General features: G+C 68.6%; 9 protein-coding genes. 6 read left to right on the top strand and 3 right to left on the bottom strand.

Going from position 1 to position 20,957, the window contains the following annotated elements; all coding sequences use genetic code 11:
* Positions 1–189: 189 nt before the first annotated feature.
* Together J3486_RS06805 and J3486_RS06800 are read left to right on the top strand one after the other, a co-directional pair.
* Positions 190–654, top strand: a complete 465-nt coding sequence (locus J3486_RS06805; protein ID WP_207819132.1) for an ATP-binding protein — start codon at positions 190–192, stop codon at positions 652–654.
* A gap of 81 nt (positions 655–735) precedes the next feature.
* Entirely contained in the window at positions 736–2,379 is a 1,644-nt protein-coding gene (locus tag J3486_RS06800) for a hypothetical protein (protein ID WP_207819131.1), read from the top strand.
* A 113-nt stretch (positions 2,380–2,492) separates the two neighbouring features.
* Here the strand turns inward: J3486_RS06800 and J3486_RS06795 are convergent, their stop codons facing one another.
* The gene (locus J3486_RS06795) at positions 2,493–5,057 is read right to left on the bottom strand and encodes a DUF262 domain-containing protein (protein WP_207819130.1); all 2,565 of its coding nucleotides are present in this window, start codon (positions 5,055–5,057) and stop codon (positions 2,493–2,495) included.
* A 169-nt stretch (positions 5,058–5,226) separates the two neighbouring features.
* A complete protein-coding gene (locus tag J3486_RS06790) occupies positions 5,227–6,066 on the bottom strand; it encodes a hypothetical protein (protein WP_207819129.1) in 840 nt (279 codons plus the stop codon).
* A 201-nt stretch (positions 6,067–6,267) separates the two neighbouring features.
* Between J3486_RS06790 and J3486_RS06785 the strand changes: the two genes are divergently transcribed.
* Complete coding sequence (locus J3486_RS06785) at positions 6,268–12,030, top strand: AAA domain-containing protein (RefSeq protein ID WP_207819128.1); 5,763 nt, start codon at positions 6,268–6,270, stop codon at positions 12,028–12,030.
* A 51-nt stretch (positions 12,031–12,081) separates the two neighbouring features.
* Here the strand turns inward: J3486_RS06785 and J3486_RS06780 are convergent, their stop codons facing one another.
* Positions 12,082–14,253 carry an ATP-dependent helicase gene (locus J3486_RS06780; RefSeq protein WP_207819127.1) on the bottom strand — a complete coding sequence of 724 codons (2,172 nt, stop codon included), beginning with the start codon at positions 14,251–14,253 and terminating at the stop codon, positions 12,082–12,084.
* Between the two features lie 222 nt (positions 14,254–14,475).
* On the opposite strand from J3486_RS06780, the gene drmA reads away from it, so the two are divergent.
* The 3 genes from drmA to drmC are packed head-to-tail and all read left to right on the top strand — an operon-like array spanning position 14,476 to position 20,902.
* Positions 14,476–18,246 (top strand): DISARM system helicase DrmA, encoded by a 3,771-nt coding sequence (gene drmA, locus J3486_RS06775; protein WP_307804714.1) that lies wholly within the window; start codon positions 14,476–14,478, stop codon positions 18,244–18,246.
* Positions 18,243–20,135 (top strand): DUF1998 domain-containing protein, encoded by a 1,893-nt coding sequence (gene drmB / locus J3486_RS06770; RefSeq protein ID WP_207819125.1) that lies wholly within the window; start codon positions 18,243–18,245, stop codon positions 20,133–20,135. The genes drmA and drmB overlap by 4 nt, the downstream gene beginning before the upstream one ends.
* Entirely contained in the window at positions 20,132–20,902 is a 771-nt protein-coding gene (gene drmC, locus J3486_RS06765) for a DISARM system phospholipase D-like protein DrmC (protein WP_207819124.1), read from the top strand. The genes drmB and drmC overlap by 4 nt, the downstream gene beginning before the upstream one ends.
* The last annotated feature ends 55 nt before the right edge of the window (positions 20,903–20,957 follow it).

Here is a 20,957-nt window from a genome sequence, read left to right as displayed (position 1 = left end):
GCTCCGTGCCGCCGTACTTGTGGCTCGGCCGAACCCCCGTCGGCCCCGTATCCAAACTCCCCGAACCTGCCCGCCGTGACGGTCCGTAACCCGTACAACGCCCTTACAAAACCGGACGCGACCCGGACGAGCGGCTCCGTACCGCTGTCCGGGCTGGTCAGGCTAACCGCGTAACGACACGCTCACGCTATGAATTCAGCAACTCGCACCCCAGGCGCGGAGTCCCAACTCCAGTCCGTAGCCACCTCGTTCACCGTCACCCTCTCCAGTGCCACCCGTGCTGCCCGCCTCGCCCGCACCCTGGCCACTGCCCACCTCGCAGATCGCGGCATCGCCCCCACCGAACCCGTCTCCCGAGCCGTCGCCGCCGTCGTCGCGGAACTCGCCGCGAACGCCGTCACCCACGGCCGCACCCCGGGCCGCGACTTCCGCCTCACCCTGATGCTGCTCCCCGGCCACATCCGCGTAGAAGTCACCGACACCCGACCCGACCGACGCCCCGAGCTCCAACTCGACGCCGGGTCAACCGAATCGGGCCGAGGCCTCCTCCTCGTAGCCGCCCACACCCGGGCATGGGGCTGCGTAACCCGCGACGCGTACACGAAGACCGTATGGGCGGAGATCGCTACTGCGACCCCGCCAGAAACCTTGTGAACTCAGTTTGCGGGCGTCATGCTTGTTCGTGTCGGGGCTCGTGTAGCCGGGTGATGGCAGGCCCCGGTTGAAGGGGGAAGTGTGATCAGATCGGACAGCAGGCTCGTACAGACTGCCGTCATCGGGGGACCGGGATCGGGGCGGCCGATCATCCTGCCGACCGATGCGGACGAGCTGGCCCTGTGGCGAAGGCGTCACCCGTCCTACACCTACTGGTGCGGCACTCAACTGGGTGGTTGTGGGCATGAGTTGTCAGATCGCCTGTACCGTGACAAGGTCTGCCACTTCGCCCACCATCCACACACCACATGTCTTCGCGTGGCGACCGGGGAGAGCAGCGCGGACCACCTGTTCATCAGGGACGACCTGGCCACTTGGTCGGGACGGCGCGGACTGAAGGGCAGTACGACACTGCGCAACCTCGGGACGGGGCCCGGGGACGCCGTCGATTTTCGGGCCCGGGGCACCCGGCAGCACGTGCGGTTCCAGTTCAGCAGAATCGCGTATGGGCAGTGGCGGGAGACGAGCACCCTGCTGGGCCGTGAGACCGCCACGCTCGACTGGGTGTTCGGTGCCGGCTCGGCGCACCAGGAGATCATGGAGGAGCTGTACGACAGCCATGGTCATGTGTTGCGCTTTCGATTCGAGACCGTTGGCGCGGTTCGGCGCGCACAGGTGCGGGCGGAGGACCCCCGGAAGAGCACGCCCTGGGCGTCGCTCAACGACTGCCTGATGGGACCGAACGGGCTCCAAGTGCCAGGCGCTGAACGGCGTCGGCGTGTTGTGGCACGGCCTGCCGCGCTGTCCGACGTAAGGCAACGCCCCCTCGTGCAGCGGTCGCTGGAGGCGAGGACGCGCGCCGCGCGGGAGGCCTTGCTGACCACGGCGAGGCACCGCACCCGCACCACCTGGGAGTCGCTGGCGAGGACGGCGGGCGAGGATCTGCTTGATCTCGGCCTGGCGGACCGGATCGGCTTGTTGGTCGCCGTGGACTCGGACGCGGGCCGATCGGGAGCGCCCGTGCTGTCCGCACTGTTGCGGACGAACGAGGGGGAGCCGCCGCCGTACGTGGCGGACGTTGTGACGTTCCTCGGCCTTGGTACGCCCGCCACGAGCGCGATTCTCAAACATTGGTGCCAACGCGAGGCCGACAGGGCGTACGCCGTGCACGGCGCGACCTCGCGAAGGGCTCCTGCGCGGCTGGACCTCACGGAAGACGGCCAGATCGCCGCGCCGAAGTCGGAGCCGTCGCAGACCCGCACGATCGTGCATGTGCCGGGCAGGGCTGTACCCAGGCCGCCGGTCCGGACCGTGACAGGGGCAGCCGGTGGTGCTGTGCGGCTGAGCGACGCGGAGCTGCGCCACTCGTTGAGAGGGCTGCGGCAGCGAGGAAAGCCTCGACAGGCCGCGGCGCTCGTGAAGGAGGCAGAGGATGCCCTCAGCAGGCTGCCCGCACCTCAGCGTCGGCAGTTGCAGGACGAAATCGAGGTCACACGCCGTTGGCTCGGAAGCAGCCTGGGGCTGAGAAAGTCCCGAAGCGGACGGCGCGCTGAGTCCTCATCGACGGCCCGGCAACCGGCAGCGAAGAAGCAGGCGAAGAAGCAAGCGAAGCCGAGCGGGGGCAGTAAGAGCAAGGCGGCCGGCGCGCGTCCGCTACCGGGCGTCGAGACCGCTCCGGCGATGCCGGGGTCCAGTAGAAGGAAGCGGCGCAAGCGCTCGTCTTGAACGAGGGGTGAGATCCCGCCGTGAACGTGACGACCTCCGTCCGGTTCACGGCGGGAACTTTCCTGTAGGCATCGCCCTGCGGCCCGCAGGGCTTGCTTCCTTGTGCTCGGAAATCAGTCCCCGCGCGCCACGTGCAGCGCCACCGTCATCACGAACCAGTCGAGGACCTCGCAGATCTCCTCGCTGTGCTCCGCCAGGACCCCCAGGGGGAACGACGGACGCAACGCCAGCTTCGCCTCCGGCAGGTCGATGCCGTCGATCTTGTTGAGGCGGCTCAGGAGTTCGCGACGCTGCTCGATGTCGTCGAAGGGGCTGCGGTCCTTGAGGTACTGGAAGACGACCTCGACCGTTCCGCTCACGGGGTAGACGGCGATGGGCCACACCAGCTGCCGGCGACTCGTCGTCCCCGTGTCGAGCATGGGGAAGCAGCTCGTCTCCTCGGACCGGCCGTACTCGAGGTGCCCGCCCTGGGCACGCCAGAAGTCAAGCGCGGCCTCGACTCCGGCGGCTGCCTTCGGTTGGTGTTCCCGCAACTGGCTGCGGAAGCGCTCGGCCGCCTCCGGGTTCTCGTCGTCGGGAAGCGGATCCGACAAGGGGGACGAGGAAGCGGGGGACACGTCCTTGCCGAGCAGTTGGGCCAGCTCCGCGGCGGTGAGACGATGCGCGGCGTGTGCCCTGCCGAAGGTGTCGAACGCGACGCCCTCGCTCTCCAACAGATCCCGAGGCGGGGGAAGATCACGTCCCTCGGCCCAGCGGAACCCTGCGGACACCTTGCCCTCCGCGGTGAGAACACGATGGGCGCCGATGACCGACGGGGCCGAAGCCAGATAGCTGCCCACGGCGACCGGGTGGCTCCCGATGAGTTCGGCCATGTCGCCGTACGTGGTCCAGCTGCCGCTCGGCATCGCGACGAGTGCGGCCCTCAATTCTCCCCAGCCGGAGGCCTCTTCGGTGCCGGACGCGGCCACCGTCGGCCCGCCGACCGGACCGGGCCACAGCCGCGTCGCGCGGTCGGCGAGCCGGTCGGCGCGGGCCAGGATTTCCCGCTTGCCCCAGCGCTCGCAGCTCGCGATCTCCGCGTTCATGCGCAGGGCACTCGCGTCGAGGATCTGCTGCTTGCGCTGGAAGGGGTGGTTGGAAAGCTTCGGATTGTCGCCGGTGAGGGTGAGATTGCCGAGGGTGTGGACCAGAAGGTCGTGCAGCTCCTGGGGAGACTGGTTCTCCTCGGTCTCCTCCGCGAGCAGGTCGAGCCACGCGCGCGACGGACGCTGCGGAAGCACATGCTCCACGGTCAGCGCGGCCTTGCCGAAGTCGACGGGTTCACTGGACTCGTAGCTCTCCTCAAGGCGGCGCAGGATGAAGCTGCGCTGCAGCGGGCGGCCGCTCCAGTAGAAGGGCTTGCTGCGGATGGCCTGTCGCAGTTCCTCGTCGCTGGGCCATCTGCGACGACGGGCCGACAGGAATCGGCGTACCGCCTCAGGAGCCGGTCGGTCGGTCTCCAGATCTTTGGGAGCGTCCATGAAGATCCGGTTGAGGCCGGTGGTTGGCGTCTGGCAGATGAGGCGTCGCACCAGATACGACTCGACGTGGCGAAGTGCGTCCGCCGCTTCCTCCGTAGAGGTCGTGCCGGCCTCGACGGCGTCGAGCAGGTGGAGCGCCAGCGGATAGTGGGTCTGTCCGCCCCACGCGGCCAGCCGCTCCAGTACCTCACGCAGCGGCGGCGAAGGAATCCGGGACGGCTCGATGATCTGCATCAGCCGGCGTCCCCGATCGGCGAGCCCGGCGATTTCCCGCTCCAACGCGGCCTCGTCGTCCGCCAGGGGCTGGAGGCGCTTTTGCTGTTCGCGGTAGATCTCGCTCTGTTTCGTCTTGTGATGGCCGCGCAGGATGAGGTCGAGCCAGACGAGGAGTTCGAGCCGCTTGGGGCCGAGGCTCTGCTGCATCGGGAGCCACAGCTCCTGGTAGACCCGCTCGCCGCGCTCGCGCAGCAGCATGAAGACGTAGTTGCGCAGCAGGTCGCTCTGGCTGAGGCCGACGCCGGTGTTGTTGATCGATTCAAAAATGCGGTAGACGTTGTCGCCGGGCTCGGCCGTGATCTCGACGATCGACAGGAGATCCTTCAGCACGGTCTCCACGGTCGCCGCCCACTCGTCGCCGCCCGATTCACTGCCCTCGGCCAGCGCGCCGAGGAAGAACCGGTACGCCGTGCCGATGTTGTCGCCGCCGCCGGCCTCGGCGCGGGACTGGATGCACGCCGTGAACGCGTCGCGGTCGGCCTGGGTGGGCAACAGCCGGTAGTGATCGAGGCCTTCGAGGTACTTGTTGACGAGGATCTGCTCGTGAATGCGGTCGGCACCGCGCAGCGAGCCGGCCTGCTTGAGGTGGTGGCTCAGGGCCGTGAACGCGAGCATGAGCGTCGTGAGGCGCTGTTGGCCGTCCACGACCAGCCAGCGCTGCACACTGCCGGCCTGCATCTGGCCAGGTGCCAGAACGACGGAGCCGAGGAAGTGCGGCGCCGGAGCGCTGCCGGAAACCTGCTGATCGACGAGTTCGAGCACGTCCTCCCACAGGCGCTCCAGCTGTTCCCGCCCCCAGCTGTATGTGCGCTGGTAGAGAGGCACTTGGAACTGTTTCTCTCCCTGGACGAGTTTGATGAAGCTGATTTCCTGAGCGCGCATGCGCTTCCCTTCCCTTCCGCGCCAGCTACGGGAACTGGCCAGCCCGCCGGATGATGGGGCGGTGTGCGCCGCGGCGGCTCGAAAACTGTAGCGTGAACTCGGTCAACGGATAAGTGGTGTTGGTGAAACTGTCTCGACGCCGCATTGCGCGCGGTCCGTGTCGTCGGCCTCAGGCGGAGCGGTCCTCGCGTGCGGAGAACGCCTGAGGGGAGATCCTCGGCATCGTCTCGTTCGGCGACCGGCGCAACAGCTTCATGCTGCGCCCCTCGACCCAGGCGTTCCAGGACTTGAGGTAGTAGAGCAGGTGCTCGCGTGAGTCGTCACGGCGGCGATGGGTCCTGCCCGCGGCGAGGCTGAGCATGGTGTTGCGCAGGGTGAGCCGCGGGTCGCCGGGCTCCAGGCACGCGCCGGTGATGACTCCTTGCGCCCATGAGGTCTGATCGATGTCGGGCCGCGCCTGTGTGGTGACGTACCAGCCGATGGCCGCCGCGGTGACGGTGATGCGGCAGCCGCGGTTGAGTGCGAGGCCATGGTGGAGGGCGTCGCGCATGCCGGGGTGCTTGGCGAGAATCTCCAGGAGCTGGTCGTTGCTCGTGGTGGACGATCCGCCGCTCCACGCGGAGTTGGGGGCGTGAAGATACAGGTGGAGGCCGCGGAGCGCGGCGGCCAGATGGGTCGCGTTCGCCTCGCCCACGAGGGCCAGCGCGTCGCGGCCCGTGCGCTTTCGGCCGGTGTCCATCACGGTGAACGCGGTGCGCGGCACGCCGCGCGTGACGGTCATCGGTACCGGGACTCCAGCTTTGACGACGGCCGCCAGGCGGTGCTGGCCATCAATGAGTACGCCGTCCTCGTCGAAGGCGATGCCCTGGTGGGTCAGCTGCCATTCTCCGCGCTGGATCTGTCCGGCCAGCTGCTGTACAGCCCCCTTGCTGAGCGGGCGGTTGTTGGTGTTGCGAGTGAGCCACTCTGCGGCCAACTCGGGGGAGACGTCCAGAACTTCCATGTGCATGGCGTGCCCACCCGTTCTCTGGGATGTCGTGAACCGTCGATGGTGAATTGAAAGCCATCCTGCATGCGTATGTGAACTGTGTCAACGCATGAATGTGATGTAAGGTGAGCGAGACGCCACGCTGAGACGTGTGAGCTGTCAGAATCTGATGGAACGTGCGAGGCCCCATCGTGAGGCTTCGAGTGACGGTGGGGGTGGCATATGGCGCAGTTGGGGAACGGGTTGGACGACGGCGTGCGGCCGGTCGGGTCCGTGTACGACTATGGCGACGGACTGCGGGTCGGCGTGGGGGACGTCGTGGCCCACCTGCCGGTCGATGCCGCAGCCGTGTACGGAGCCCGGCAGGGCGACGATCTCGTGCGCGTCACGTTGCATCTGACCAACACGGCGGACACGGCCGTGGACGTGGAGGGCGTCGAACTGCTTGTGCGCGGTGGCCCGTACGGAAAGACAGGGCGTCAGATCGAGGACGACAAAGGCGACATGCTCGACGGCAGGCTCGAAGGCGTCTTGCGTCCCGGGCGCAGCATGTCGGCGACCTGGGCGTACAGCGTTCCTGCCGATTCGATCGGCGACCTGGACATCGAGGTCAGGTTTCCGTACGCGCGAGAGCGGGACAAGGTCGTCTTCACCACGGCAGAGGCCACGGCTGCGCGTCTCCTGCCGACCCCGCGCCAGGGCTCACAACTGCCCGACCAGAGCCCGTTGTTCGGGGACCATCAGGAGTCACTCCGCGGTGCGGCGCAGAGCCAGGCTCTTCCTGCGTCGGTCCCTTCGGAGCTCGGCGATGATCTCGACGCCGCGCGTGTGCGGCAGATCTTCCGGTTCCTGGCCGAGGCCGAGGAGTCCAAGGCGCGCCCTGTGCGCACCCTTGACGGCGCGGCAGGCATCGTCTGGTTCGACGAGCTGCCCGATGACTCCGGCGTCGACGTGATGCTGGATGGCGTCGTGGCCGCCGACGAGCCGGCCTGGCTGACGGTGGCCCGCCCCGACCGGCCGGACGCCCCGCACCCCGATGACCTGCTGGCCCCGTGGATCGACATCACCCGCGTACGTGACTTCAAGCAGCAGCGGGCACCCCACTTGAGGCGCCGCATCGACCCCGAATTCCCGGACTGGAGCCGAGGGATCCCGCTCGGCAAGACGTACCACGAGCTCGACGAGCACCCCGAGCGCGAGAAGATCGAGAAGCTGTACGCGGCCTGGGAACAGGACTGGCTCGCCTGGGCAGAGACGCGCCGCGCCATCGATCCGCTCGTCAAGCTGTACGACCGACTGCACAAGATGCACGAGGATGCCGCAAACCTGGGTGAGGCCTACGAGTTGGTGCTCGGCTTCGGACGTCTCACCTGGCAGACACCCACCGGGCAGCGGGTGGAACGCCACCTGGTCACGCATCGGGCCACCGTCCAGCTCGACGCAGCGACCGGCACCCTCACCGTGGTTCCCGATCCGACCGGTGTCGGCCTTGAACTGGAAGAGAACATGCTCGAAGGGGCGCAGCATGTTCCGGGCCCGGTCCGTGAACGCATCGTCGAAGAGCTCGAAGGAGCGTCCGACGTCACCGACCCCGACCATTTGGACGCGCTGCACACCGCCTTGCGCAGCTGGGTCAATGCCGCGCACAGTGCGGGCAGTTATGTGCAGGAGGTGGACCGTGCCCGGCCGCGCACCCTGGACGTTCCGCACGTGGGATTCACTCCCGCGCTCGTACTGCGCGAGCGCAGCCGACGGTCCACGACGGACGCGCTCAAAGCGATCGCCCGACAGATCGACAACGGCACGCCACCCACCGAACTTCTCAGCTACATCGCCGGACGCGACGGCGCGCAGACCGCCGCCGACCTTGCGGCCGGAGAAGACGGGGCGGGTACGCAGGAGCGCGAGACCTATTTCGCGCTGCCCGCCAACGAACAGCAGCGCACCATCGCCGAACGGCTGCGTTCCAACCGGCTCGTCGTGGTGCAGGGCCCGCCCGGCACCGGCAAGACCCACACCATCGCCAACCTCGTCACGGATCTGCTGGCCCAGGGCAAGCGCGTCCTCATCACGAGCCATACCCCACGTGCCCTGCGTGTGCTCCGGGACAAGCTGCCGGAATCCATCCGCCACCTGTGCGTGAGCCGGACCGAGGACGGCGCCGCGGCACGGCGTGAACTGGAGGCGTCGGTCCAGCGGATCCTGACCGAGTACGCGGGATACGATCCCAAGGCTGCACAGGCCGACATTCGTGTCCTGCAGACGAAGCTCGCCACTGCCCGCGCCACCCAGCGGGCCATGCTGCGCGACCTCGCCGTGCTGCGGGAACAGGAAACCGTACGCTTCGAGGCGGAGATCGGCGACTACAGCGGCAGTCCCCAGGAGATCGCCGAGCGCCTCAGCCGCGAATCGGACCGGTTCGGGTGGGTCGGCCCCGTCCCGCAGGAACAGCCCACGATCACCGCCGACGACGCCCTTCAACTCCTGCACACGACACGCCAGTTCACCCCGCACCTCAAGGCGCTCGCCGCCGACGTGCCAGGTCCCGCCGAGCTGCCCACGCCTGGTGACTTCGACGAAGCCGTCGCTGTGGTCCAGGCGGCCGAAGAAGCCCACACGGCCGTACGGCAGGACCCGGTCAGCGCGGAGTACGACACGGCCGTACGCACGTTGGACGCGGAACGGCAGCAGGCTCTCGCGACCGCTCTCGACACGTTCGCCGCCGCACGGGCCCGAGCCGCATCGCTCGCCGGAGCCACCGGGCCGTGGGCCGCAGCCCTGCTCACCGAGGTCGCGGCCGGGCACGACTGGCAGACACGCAGTCGGCACGCCGCCGTCACCGAGGCGCTCACCGCCGCAGAGGCCTGCCTCGCCACACTCGGCACCGCCATGGTCAGCGGCCTCGACGGGTTCGACGCCGCCACTGCCCTGGCCCAGGCCACCACCTTGCACGACGGACTCGCCCAGGGACAGAAACTCAAGGGCACGCTCGGTATGCGTTCCAAGCTGGCCAAGGCAGTCGGGGATTTCGCCGCCGCCGTGCGCGTCGACGGGCGCGCCCCCGAGGACGCGGCCACCGCGGCCGTCGTCCTGGCCCGGGTTCAGCTCGAACTGCGCCTGAACCAGGTCGAGTCCGAGTGGGGAGGGGCAGCGGGTGCCTGGCAAGGACACGGGCCCCGCCTGGCCAGACTCCGCCAGGACATCGAGACCCTGCACGCGCTGCTCGCTGTGGCCTCCACCCGTACGGAGGTGGTCACCGCCGCGGCGACATCGCCGGACCTGGTGAACGCCGCCTGGCAGGAAGCTCCCGTCGAGCGAGCCGTACGGGCTCTGCTGCGCGCCGCGACCACCTTGCGCGAGGCCGAGCGGTCGCGCCGGCTGCTCACGGACGCCGAGGAACTCCTGCGCGAGTGGAGCGAGAGGCCCGGAGTCTCACCTGCGGTCGCCCGCGCGCTCGACAGCGTGCGTGCCCGGGACACCGACGGATATCGCGAGTTCAGCCAGGAGATGGCAGAGGTGCGCGAGGCCGCCCGGCTGCGCGCGGCGCACCACATGGCCCACACGCGGGTACGTGAGGCATTCCCGTCACTCGCGGAGCGGATCACCGCACGCCCCGGGGACGGCGACTGGGACACCCGGCTGCCCCTGCTGGAGAAGGCCTGGGCCTGGTCCGCATGGCGAGAGCGGATGGAACGGCTCACCGATCCCGACGCCGAGCGTGCCCTGCGCCGCCGGCTGACCGAGGCCGACGACGAGGCACGGATCGTGCTCACGCGCCTCGCCGCGGCCCGTGCCTGGCACCGTTGCCTGGGACTGCTCACCGGCGACCAGTCCCGTGCTCTGAGCGCCTATCAGCAGGCTGCGCGCCGGATCAAGGGCAAGTACCAGCACCGCTACCGGCGGGACGCGCAGGCAGCACTGAGCAAGGCGCAGACGGCGGTGCCCGCATGGATCATGCCGTTGCACCAGGTCGCCGAGACCGTGCCGACGGACAAGCCCGGCATGTTCGACGTCGTCATCGTCGACGAGGCGAGCCAGTCGGGACTTGAGGCGATGCTGCTGAGCTGGATGGCCGATCGGATGGTCGTCGTCGGCGACAGCAAGCAGGTCAGCCCCGCCAACGTCGGCCTGAAGCAGGACGAGTACTTCCACCTGAGGGATCGCCTGCTGACTTCTCTCGAACCGGATGTGCGCAGCCTGTTCGGTCCTGAGTCGAGCTTCTTCGACCTGACCGAGGCGCTGTCCTCGGGGCGCGGAGCGCTGATGCTGGAGGAGCACTTCCGGTGCATGCCGGAGATCATCTCCTTCTCCAACGAGCTCTGTTACAACGGCCGGCTTCAGCCGCTGCGCCAGTACGGCGCCGACCGTCTGCCGCCCGTGCACACCGTTCACGTGGAGAACGGCGAGGCTGTCGGTACCAGCAGCCGACTCGTCAACACGGCCGAAGCCGAGGCGCTGGTCGACGCGCTCGTGCGCTGCTGCTCCGACCCCGCGTACGAGGGCAGGACCATGGGCGTCATCAGTCTGCGCTCCACCAAGGCCCACGTGGCGTACCTGGAGAACCTGCTCGCCGAGCGCCTCGACTACGAACAGCGTGAAGCGCGCCGCATCCGTGTCGGCGACGCGGAGGACTTCCAGGGCGACGAGCGGCACGTCATGTTCATCTCGTGCGTCAACTCGGCCACCACCGCGGCCGGGACCGTACCGGGAGGGTTCACCGGCAAGACGTACGAACAGCGACTCAACGTCGCGGCCTCCCGCGCGCAGGACCAGGTATGGGTGTTCCACAGCGCCCGCACCGAGCAGTTCCACGAGAACGACCTGCGCAGGGACTGGCTCGACCACCTCACCCGGCCCGCCGAGGAGGACACGGCCGCGGTCGAGGGCGACGTCCTCCCGGACGTGCGGCACGAGGCGTTCGACAGTCTCTTCCAGCAGCAGGTGTACCTGGAGCTCGTCGCCCGGAACTACCGTGTGCGGCCCGGCTATCGCGTGGGACGGCACGCGATCGACCTCGTCGTCGAGGGCGGTACCCGACGGCTCGCCGTGGCCTGCGACGGGGACACGTTCGCGGAAGGTGACGACGCTGCCCAGGCAGCCGGTCGGCAGCGGGACCTGGAGCGGGTCGACTGGACCTTCGTGCGCATCCGGGGCAGCCGCTTCCACCTGGACCGGGAGCAGGCTCTTGCTCCGCTGTGGGCGGAACTGGAACGGCTGGGCATCGAGCCGGTGGAGCTCGGCACGGGAGATGCTGCGGAGAGCGCCGACGCTGAGGCGGCTCCTCCTGCGCCGGAGGCGGATCCGGCGTTGGACGTGACCGGTGCCGAGCCCAAGGCCGAGTCGCCCGCCACCGCGGTACGTGTCGCCCCGAGTCCCGAGCGGTCCGCGGCGGCGACCCCCGAGGCCGCACACCATGAGCGCTCTGTACCGCGGTCCACCGTGACCGCGGCGCCGCTGCGGACAGAGCCGTCACGGCAGCCGGCGCGGAGTGCAGAGCGCACGCCCCTTCGGCCCGCTCGTCCGGCGCTCCCCGTCGAGGCAGTCCCGCCCGCGGCGTTCCAGCGTGTGCTCCGTGAGATGCAGGCGCTGCAGGCAGCCCTCGACACCCCGGCCGAGGCACCTTCCGACGTGGACGCCGCGAACCTCGTCTTCCTGCGCAGGTCGCAGGCCGACCAGCGCGACCGCTGGACGCGCCGTCTCGGCTTCCTGCGGTCGTTCCTGGACGCGGTGCAGGTGGATCCACAGGCGGCAGAGGCATCGAAGGTCGTGGTCCCGGGAGCGCTGCTCGTCCTCGAGTTCGACGGCAGACTGGACAGCGACACCCTCTACACCATCGCCGAACTGTCCACCGACGAAGCCGAGATGGTTTCGCCTTCGTCGCCGCTGGGTCACGCGATGCTGTGGCAGAGGACCGGGCAGGAGATCCCGTACGAAACATCGCAGGGCGTGGTGCGCGCTGTCGTCGTGCGGGACATCCGTTTCTGACCGAACCGTGGGGGCAGGGCCTCGTCGTCGCGGCGAGGCCCTGCCCCTGTGTCAGCCGAGGACGGAGTCCAGCAAGGGGCTGCGCTCCCCGTGCCAGGAGACAGCCAGAGCGTCGCGGGCCCGGGTGCACGCGACGAACAGCAGGCAGTGCTCGGCGAGCAGGTCGGTCTCGTGCTGAATCGGATCCACGTCGGCCGGCGTCACCTGAGGGGCGAACGGCAGCACACTCGCGGTGACACCGACGACGGCGACGCAGCGGAACTCGAGCCCCTTCATGGCGTGCATGGTGGCCACGCGGACACCGGGCGTGTGCGGCCCGGGGTCGTCCTTCACCGCCACTGCCGCGATGCCCTCGCGTCTGAGGCGCGCAATCACCGCGTCGACCAGTGTGTTGAAGCGCGCGCACACCGCGATCTCCGACGACGAGACACCGTCCTGCTCCATCCAGGCCCGTACCTGCGCCACCAGTGCGCGCAGCTCGTCCTCCTGGGTGCCGTGGCCGAAAACGGCGGGGGAACGACCGTGCAACTCGGAACGGTACCCGCGCAGTGAATCCGGACGCCCGTCCTCGTCGTCGTCCTCACCGAGTCGGCTCACCACGCGGCCGTCCAACAACGACGAGGACCAGCGCAGGATCTCCTCTGTGCTGCGGTAGTTGAGACGCAGCCGCGTGCTGCGCCCACGTACCGGGATGCCGAGGGAGGCGAGTGAGACCCGGGAGTCGTAGATCCTTTGATGCGGATCGCCGACGAGGAAGAGATCGTCGGGCCCCGCGGCGACGCAGGCGCGCAGCACCCGCCACTGAGCGGGGTGAAGGTCCTGGGCCTCGTCGACCACGACGTGCCGGTAGCGGGGCCCGGAGCGGGCGAGCAACTGAGCCGCCTGATCGCAGAGTTGGGTGTACGTAGCCGTGTCACGCGCGGCGAGGTCCGCGGTGAACCGCTCCATCACCCGCCACAGTCGTGCCCGCTGCACGCGTCCGACCTGAGTGCCGCGTCCACGGCGGACGCAGCGCAGGTACTCCTCGGGCGTACGAAGTCCCTGCGCGAGCACGACGTTGCGCAACTCCTGCGAGAGGAACTTCTCCGACCAGGGAAGGTCTTCTCGCGCCATGGCGCGGGTCCACGCGCTCTTCTCGCCGGCCGCGGTCAACGGCTTCGGTGAGCTGCCGCGCGCCTCGCGGATCACGCGGGCCGCCAGCGCATCCACCGTCGTGACGTCGACGCGGTCCAGGAGATGGGCGTCGGCGTCACCGATCAACAGGGCGAGGCTGTCGCGCAGAGCAGCTGCCATGGCGTTCGTGAACGTGGTGAGCAGGACCCGGTCGTCCGGTCCGCCCTCGCGCAGCAGATGTCGGACCCGATGCAGAGCGACCACGGTCTTGCCGGTACCGGGGCCTCCTGTGACCTGCGCGGGCCCGAAGAAGCAAGGGTGATAGGCGTAACGGCGCTGGGCGGGGTGGAGGAAGACGCGCCAGCGGGCGAGGTCCTCGGTGAGGATGCGCTGCAGTTCGTCGGGGCCCGTCACCTCCACCATGTGGTCGGGGGTGTTGAGGACCGCCTCGGCCACGGTGACGGTCGGCCTGCCCTCGGCCGTACGCACGGTCTGGCCGCGCGGAGCGATCAGTTGGTCCCAGACGTCCTCCGCGGACTCGCCCTGGGCGAGAAACCACAGCACTTCGTACTGGTCCGCGGGCATCATCGGCGGTGCCATCACCGCCAGGTCTTCAGGCGTCACGCAGACCCGGGCGAGCCGCAGCACCTGGTCATCGATCCCGAGGTCGCGCAGAACCGTGTCGGAATGGTCAGCGAGGAGCCGGGCGGGCTCGGTCGCGGCCTTGGTCTCGAAGTACGTCTCCATCTGCTCGAGCGCGTCGACATTGCGTACTTCGAGGCCGCCGGTCGCGTTGTTGGCCGAATAGACGCGTCGACAGGCCCAGTTGATGGCTTCGTCGTGCGGGGCGACGCGCAGCAGGGTGAACCGCTCGCTGCCGTCGTCGGGGGCGAGCAGCACTCCCCGGTAGAACTTTGTGATGCGAATGGTGCGGATCAGGGGATCGCGCGCCCGCTCGAGCTTCTCCAGGTGCATGCCCTTGCTCGCATGGAGTTGAGGAACCGTCAGTTCCCTGAAGCGTTGTATGGCGTCGTTCACCTCCTTCTGTACGGGCCTTTGCAGCGCGATGAGATCGGTCACGAAGTCGTCGGAGAGGGCGAGTCGGGGCATGGGCGTCCTCGGCGTGAGGTGGGTGAGGCGAACGGCCGGACGTGGTACAGCCTAAAGACCTACGAGCTGGTTGCGGGCAGCAAGGAGAGAATTGTTGTGTGAACTGAGTCAACGGTCTATATTTTTTCTGTCTTCACGATGTCACGCTCGTGCCCTACCGGAACCGTCCGAAAGGACCGTCGCATGCCGGCCCAGGCCGCTGTCCCGCACCCTCTGGACGAGGTGCCTCAGACTTTCCGCGCCGCTGACTCCTACGACGTGCGGAACGGACTCGTCACCTACATCCGCCGCGACCTGGAGGGTCCTTGGGACGGGCCGAGCGAAACGCTGTCCAGCGGTTCCTCGGGCCCACGTGACCGGTACCTCGTCGGCATGCTCGGGCCTCGGCCACACACCGTCACCCGTGAAGAGGTCGCGCGCGCCGCAGCCCAGAGCGCGGACAGCGAATCGGGTGATGAGCAGGAAGGCGAGGACACAGGCCTCCAGGAGCGGCTCACCCCGCAGGCAGCCGGACACATCTGGGCGTCCTCAATGGGGTTGTCCTGCTCGGTGCAGGCGTCGGTCGGCACGCTGAGTGTCACCGTCAGGTGGGGCCGGTACACCCAGACCGAGGAAGTCACCGACCGGGGTACGCCGCGACGCGTCTGGTCACGGGAGGCCGTCGAACGTCTCGTGGACATCGACGTGTCCGGAGCGCAGGACCGGACCGTGCCGCTCGACGGCGACAGTGTCGTTCTCGATGTACGGGTACGCCGACACGCGGGACACGGAGGTGCAGAGGATCTGCGCATCGTGGAGCTGACGCTCGTCAACCGGCAGCAGGACAGCCGAGAGGCACGCGATGCGCACTGGCTGTTCCAGACCGAAATCGAGGTCACCGCCTTCCCCGATGACCAGGCCGCTGTGTTCGTTCCGGTTGACGACCCTCTTGACACCGCGAACCGGGGCAACGCCCCAGAGGATGTCGAGGACCGGCGGCTGCGGCTCCTCTACCGCGACAGCCTGCGGCACGCCAAGGGCCGCAACGTCGCCGTGCACGCCGACGTCCGCCCGGGTGAACGCAACGCGCACCGACTGCTCACCACATGGCTCCCCGAGTACGACGTGCACGCGACCACCGCGCCGACCGTCGATGAGCAGGACCTGCTGCGTGGACTTGAACTCGGCATGGACGAGCTCGCCGAACTCGCCGTCCCTGCCCGCCGCGACGAACTCAGCGCAGCGCTCGCCCCGTTGGCCGACGGTTACGGGACCTGGCTCGAGCAGCAGCGCCAGGCCGCTCGCTCGCTCCCCGACGACCTCAGGGAGTCCGCCGAGGCCGCTATCGGCCAGGCGATGGAGATCTGTGACCGGATCACCTTCGGCATCGACCGGCTCGTCGCCGACGACATCGCACTCGACGCGTTTCGCTTCGCGAACCGTGCCATGGCACTTCAGCGGCGCAACACCGCGATCAGCGCACTGCGGGCCGGCCGCGAGGACGACCGAGGTTCCTACGATTCGGCGCGTGCGGAGGTGTACGGGCGAGGCAAGAAGGCCGCCAGCTGGTACCCCTTCCAGTTGGCCTTCGTTCTGCTGAACCTCGACTCGCTCACGCGCCCGGGGCACCCGCACCGCGGCACCGGCCGCCAGGCGCTCGTGGATCTGTTGTTCTTCCCGACCGGTGGCGGTAAGACGGAGGCCTACCTGGGCCTCGCCGCCTATACCTTCGCTCTGCGGCGCCTTCAGGGCACGATCGGGCAGGGCGCCGACGCACGCAGTGGGGAGGCTGGCGTCGGGGTGCTGATGCGTTACACCCTGCGCCTGCTGACCGCCCAGCAGTTCCAGCGAGCGGCGGCGCTCGTGAGCGCCTGCGAGGTGCTGCGGCGCGAGGAGTTCCAGCGGGACGCACGATGGGGCACGACCCCGTTCCGTATCGGTCTGTGGGTGGGAACCTCCGTCTCGCCGAACTGGTTCGACGAGGCCAAGGAGCAGATCGCTGACGCCAGAGAGAGCGCGAGCGACCGGTACGCACGCGTGCTTCAGGTCCTGACCTGCCCCTGGTGCGGCAGTGGTCTGACGGCCCGCAGCCACATGGAGTACGACGAAGCCAGGCGCCATGTCCTGCTCTACTGCCCCCGTGGCGAGGGCGAGGACCGCTGTCCCTTCTCCCGGCGTGCGGCGCCCGGTGAGGGGATTCCCGTCCTCACGGTCGACGAGGAGATCTACCGGCTGGCTCCCGCACTGCTCATCGCCACGGTCGACAAGTTCGCGCAACTGCCCTGGAACGGCTACGCCGGACTGCTCTTCGGACGGGTCACCGAACGGTGCCCCCGGCACGGGTATCGCCACGACGACCTGGACGCCAAGACCGGATGCGGGAGCCGGCACAACGCGAAGGGCACCCTGCCGGCCGTCACCGCACAGCCTGTCGGCCGACTCCGGCCCCCGGACCTGATCATTCAGGACGAGCTGCATCTGATCTCCGGCGCGCTCGGTACCACCGTGGGACTCTTCGAGTCCGCCGTCGACCAGTTGTGCACCTGGCGCGTCACCGATGTCCAGGGGCGACCGCACGAGGTCGGCCCCAAGATCGTCGCTTCCACGGCGACCACCAAGAGGGCCGCCGACCAGGTTCTCGGGGTCTTCGGCCGTAAGGTCGCCATCTTTCCACCGCAAGTCCTGGACGTCGGCGACACGTTCTTCTCCCGGCAGGTCGACCTCAGCCGCGACAACCCGGGGCGACGGTATCTCGGCGTGTGCGCACACGGGACTCGTCTGAAGGCCGCAGAGATCCGGGTCGCGGAGATTCTCCTGCTGGCCGGGCAGCAGTTGTTCGACGACTACGGTGCGCCCGCCGACCCGTACATGACGCTCGTCGGCTACTTCAACGCCACGCGCGAACTCGCCGGCATGCGCCGCTACATGGATGACGACATCACCACCCGCGTGCGCTCCAACGGCAGCCGTAGGGGACAGGCCACCCTCGCCAACCGCATTGTGAGCCGGGCGGGCATGCTGAGCATCCAGGAGCTGACCTCACGAATCTCCTCCGCGGACATCGGCGCGGCCCTCAAACGACTCGAGACCGGGTTCGACCCCGAGCGCGACACGTCCCTGCGCCGGCGTGCCTTTCTCGACGAGTACGCGAGCGCCATGAAGGAGAAGCGCGAGCCGCGCGCGGCCATGACACCGATGGCTCGGCAGGCGGTCGATGTCGTCCTCGCCACCTCCATGCTGCAGGTCGGTGTCGACGTGTCCCGTTTCGGCCTCATGCTCGTCGTCGGCCAGCCCAAGAACACGGCCGAGTACATCCAGGCATCCTCTCGTGTGGGCCGCGACGCCAAGCGCCCAGGACTCGTGGTCACGCTCTACAACTGGTCACGCCCCCGGGACCTCGCCCACTTCGAGGACTTCGAGCACTACCACGCCACCTTCTACAGCCAGGTCGAGGCGCTCTCCGTCACTCCCTTCACCCGCCGTGCGCTCGACCGAGGAGTGGCAGCCACCTACGTCGCCGCTCTGCGGCAAGCCGCGTACGACACGTCTCGTAACCTGGACGCCCATGTCGTGGACCTCGACGGACCGCTGGCTCAGGAGGTCGAGCGCCGCCTCCTTGAGCGGGCCGAACGCGTGGGCCGCGACCAGGCCCGCGACTATCTGAGCGAACGCCTCGACCGGCTCAAGGACGAATGGCGCCGCATGCGTGACGAGAACAGTGCTTCCCTCGGCTACCGCAAGGAGAAGCACAAGACGACCGTCGTGAACGGTCTGTTGCGGCGGGCAGACGGTTCCCGCTGGACCGAACTGACCGTGGGCATGTCGATGCGGGAGACGGAGAACGAGATCAACCTGCTGCTTCCGGGAGGCAGCGCCTTCCTGGAAGAAGGCTCTGGCAGCGGACCCGACTGGGCCTTCGCCCCGCCCGGTCCCGACAACGAGACAGCGACCGTGGTGGACGGCGACGAGTACGGTCCCGCCGCAGACGGCACGGTAAGGAAGGCACAGCGATGAGCGCCCACGGCAATCGGAGGGTCGGCGCCGTCCGCCCCAGCCATCTCATGTTCACCGCGGGAATCGGCGCACTCGTCGACCTGCCGAACTTCTCCGTCCTCGTCCGAGGCCTCGACTCCTGGAGCCATACCGGGCTCAACGCCTACGACATCGACGAACCCCGGCTACGGGCCGCGGTCAACCGGTCCCTTCAGCGCTACGGCAGTCGACAGATCGAACAACTGCGTGCCGCCCCATGGCTGGAGGGAGCCGACACCGATCCCAAAGGCTGGGCCGCGCAGGGCGTGGGTGTACCGGTCACACCCTTCCCACAGTGGCTGCGCTGCTCCGCCTGCAACGTGCTGGCGGCCATCGACTCCGCGGAGTTCGCCTTCGTCAACTCCAATCCCCGTACGCCGCACGAGGCGAAGTTCGTCCACGACTGCAAGCGCGGCAAGCCCCTCGCCGTCGCAGCTCGCTTCACGCTCGTCTGCACCGCCGGACATCTCGACGAGTTCCCTTACACGGCCTACGTCCACCACGGGCAGGCCTGCTCCAAGACGCCGCGCCCCAAGCTGCGGATGAAGGATCACGGTGGCAACCAAGCGGCCAACGTGACCATCGAATGTGTCGCCTGCGGAGACAAGCGCAACATCCGTGAAGCCATGGGCGAACGGGGCCAGAGCAATTTGCCACAGTGCCGGGGACGTCATCCACACATGGGCACGTACGATCCGGCAGGCTGCTCCGAACAAGCGGTTCTGATGGTCGCCGGCGCGTCCAATCAGTGGTTTCCCCTCACGCTCAGCGCCTTGGCCCTGCCCAAGGGAACAGGCGGTGACATCGACCGTCTCCTCGAAGAGCACTGGCCAGACCTCCAGATCATCGAGAACCACGGCCAGTTCGACTTCATGGCCCAGATGCCCAAATTCGCCTTCCTGAAGGAGTTCGACCGCGACGCCGTCGTCACGGCGATCACGGCACGCAAGGGGGGCGATGCCGGGGAGGCGCCGTCGACGCCTGACGTCCAGGCCGACCTCTTCGGGCCGGAATGGGACGCGCTCTCCGGGCCGGTGCCGCAGCCCAGCGACGACTTCGCCCTGAGGCCCGTCCCCGTTCCGCCCCTTCTGAGTGACCTGTTCTCCGACCTCCGGCAGGTCGAACGACTCCGTGAGGCTCGTGCCTTGATCGGGTTCACCCGGCTCGACGCTCCGGACCCCGAGTCGCCGGAGATCGGCCACCGTGTGGAACTGTCGCGCACTCCTCAGACCTGGGTGCCGGCGAGCGAAGTACGCGGGGAAGGCATTTTCCTGCGCGTGCGGGACGACCTGATGGCCGACTGGGTGTCCCGCATGGAGCGATCGGAGCAGATGGAGGCGCACCGTGAGGCTTTCGGACGATTCCGCTCCAACCGCAAGTCGGACCGGATCACCAGCGACTTCGACCCTTATCACGGCTGGCCGGGAGCCCGTTATATCGCCCTGCACACCCTGTCCCACTTGCTGATCCGCACCATCGCGCTGGAATGCGGCTACAGTTCCGCCTCGCTCGCCGAGCGGATCTACTCGGGCGACGAGCTGGAACAGAGGACCGGGATTCTCATCTACACCGCGGTCCCCGACTCCGAGGGCACTCTGGGCGGTCTGGTCTCGCTCGCCGAGGAACGGGACTTCGACCGGATCGTGCGGCGCGCACTCGCCGATGCCACCCACTGTTCGGCGGACCCGCTGTGCAGCGAGCGGCTTCCGCACAAGGACGGTGACTCCCTGCACGGAGCGGCCTGCCATGTCTGTCTGTTCGTCTCGGAAACCACGTGCGAGCGGGGCAACAGGTTCTTGGACCGGCGATTCCTCGTACCGCTGTCCGGGGACAAGGACCAGGTGCTGACCCCGGCCGGTCTGCTGCCGTGAGCAGGCGGATATTCGAGGTGGCGGCCGAGGACGCCGTACTGGCCCTGGGGCTCTCCGGGGCCAAGGATCTCGCGGGACTGCTGGCACGGGAGCGGAGCAGGGAGAGGGCGCTGGGCGAAGTGGCGACGGCCGTTGTCCGAGAATCCGTCGAGCGCCTGTACCTGTCCATGGAGGCGGACGGCGTCTCCTTCCAGGAAGCCGCCGCCTACGTTCGTGGGTACGTCGCTGCAGCACAACGCGCCAGGGACACGGTCCAGGTCCGGACGGTGTGGAGCGGCCCCGGCACGCCGGCCGTGCCCGTACGGGCCACGGCCCAGGTCCTCGCCGAGGTCATCTCCGAGGCGCAGCAGGAACTCCTGGCGATGACCTACGCGGCCCGCGCCTACCCCGCGCTCACCGAAGCGATGACACGCGCGGTGCAGCGCGGCGTGACCGTGGACATCGTGGTGGAAACCCTGGCGGACGCTCGCGGGCTGCTCTCGGGACCCGAGCCCGGGGCCGCCTTCGCCGCCGTTCCCGGCGTACGGCTGTGGCATTGGGCACGCACCACGAGTGCTCGGACCGCCTCGCGCCAGCATGCCAAGCTGGCCGTCGCGGACCGGCGACTGCTCTTGCTGGGTAGCGCCAACCTCACCGAGTCGGCGGCACGCCGCAATATCGAGGCGGGAGTACTGGTCCGGGGCGGCACTGCTCCCAGACGTGTGGCCGAACACATCGTGGAGTTGCAACGGCAGGGCGTTCTGCGGCCGTGGGGGGCCGAACGGTGAGGCTGAGATCGTGCCTCGACGGTGGCCGAAGCGGCCCCCTGTTCAGATCTGTACG

Source organism: Streptomyces sp. VRA16 Mangrove soil (genome assembly GCF_017377775.1).
Classification (GTDB): domain Bacteria; phylum Actinomycetota; class Actinomycetes; order Streptomycetales; family Streptomycetaceae; genus Streptomyces.
This window is presented reverse-complemented; position numbering and strand designations above follow the sequence as displayed.